A 1,857-nucleotide genomic window follows, 5' to 3' on the forward strand; every position below is an offset into this window, starting at 1 on the left:
GAGGTGATCCATCGTGAAAAATCCACCCCGTTCATTATTACGCGCCATTCGCAAAGCCGCCTACGGCAGCGACCATGTCAACCACGATGCCCGACATGGTGGCGTGGCGCCCGACCCCAATATCTACGCACCCCTGGTACCGGCCGCGATCTCCCATGGCGGCATCAACAAAGACGACTACGACAAAGGCCTGATCACCGTGCTGGTAGAGCCCTACGTGGGTGTGGCGGTGAATGACATCATCGACCTCTACTGGGATGACCGTTACATCGACTACGCCTGGGTGACCGACGCCACCGCCACTCAGGCCGTGATTGCCGATGCGTATTACATTTCCCCCGACGCGCTCGAGGCGACGCTGCACTACCACGTCAAGGATTCAGCCGGCAACGAGCGGGCATCGCAGTCGCTGGTGGTGCCGATCAAGCTGACGGTGCCTGGCGACCCGCCCGAGCCGCCGGACGCCAGCGATCCTTCACTCAACCCCAATCTCGGGCTGCCCTATGGCGTGCCGGACCTCATCTCCGATGTCAGCCTGGTGGGCGACCTGCCGGTGACGATCCAGCAATACACCCACCAGAGCGAGGGCGATATCGTCACCCTGTTCTGGGCCGGCACGGCCATTCACTATGGCCCGCTGCAAACCAGCGACCTCAACCGCAGCATCACCATCACCGTGCCCAACAGCGTCATTGCCGCCCGCCCCGGCACCGACCTGATCGTGCGCTACAGCATCCGCGACAAGGTGCAGAACTATTCGCGCTACAGCCCCAGTGTGCTGACCACCGTGTATGCACGAGGCTCGTTGCCTGAGCCGACCGTGGAAGGCACCCAGACCGGCGACCTGCATCTGGATACCATCACCGACGGCCTGGTGGAAATCCGCGTCAATCGCTATTCGACCATCGCCGTCGACGACAACATCGTCGTGCACTGGACCGGACGGCCCGTTCAAGGCCCGTTTCAAGACTACAGCACCCCGGCCCAGCAGCTGGGCAGCAACCGCTTTCTCAACTTCCAGGTGCCCAAGGACGTGGCCGCCGTGCTGATCGACAGCCAGGCGTACGTGTACTACACCGCCATTCCGGCCGCAGGTGGCGCAGCGAAGATCTCCAGCGGCTCGACCTTCGGGGTGGTGGGCACGCGCAACGAACTGAAAATGCCCGAAGTGCCCAAGGCATCCGGTGGCACCCTGGCACCGGAGTCCATCAGCGAAAACACCGTCGAGGTCATCGTGCTGGCCAACCCGCTGCTGGTCAGCGGCAGCACCGTGACCCTGATCTGGAGTGGCACCGGCCCCGGCGGGGCGGTGTATCACGAAGAGATGCGCGCGGTCGACAGCGGCAACGCCGGTGGGCCGCTGAGCATCCTGGTGCTCAAGGACATGGCGCTGCAACTCATCGGCGGCACACTGGAGGTGTCCTACACCGTCAAGCTGGCCGACGGCACGGTGTACCGTTCGCCCGCCCTGGCCTTGACCGTGGTCGGCGCCGGCGCCTCGCTGCCCGCGCCTACCTTCAGCCCGGCGTTGAAACCTGGCGACGTGCTGGACCCCGCCGACCTGGCCACGGGCGGCATCTACGTCAAGGTCGCCGTCGGCTCGCCGTTGTACGTTGGCGGCAAGGCGCGGCTGCACTGGGAGGGCTCGAGCACGAGCATCAACCCGCCGGTGGAACTGCCCATCACTGCGGTAGGGGATTTGAGCTTCTGGGTGGACAAGACCCGCTACGTGGACCCCAACCTCAATGGCTTGGTCAACGTGTGGTACGAGCTGATTCCCAGCGCGGGAGCCACGGGCGTTTCCGACAGCGTGCTGATCTCGGTGCAGGATGCCGCGAGCCAGACCTGGCCGGCGCC

The 1,857-nt window shown here is 64.7% G+C and carries 1 protein-coding gene; it reads left to right on the forward strand.

The genetic code is table 11. The annotated features are described in order from the left end of the window. Positions 1 to 13 precede the first annotated feature (13 nt). A partial coding sequence (locus IFT75_RS21280) for a hypothetical protein (protein ID WP_192056668.1) occupies positions 14 to 1,857 on the forward strand: 1,844 nt, incomplete at its 3' end.

The sequence above is a fragment of the Pseudomonas sp. CFBP 8758 genome (genome assembly GCF_014841725.1).
In the GTDB taxonomy this organism is placed as follows: domain Bacteria; phylum Pseudomonadota; class Gammaproteobacteria; order Pseudomonadales; family Pseudomonadaceae; genus Aquipseudomonas; species Aquipseudomonas baltica.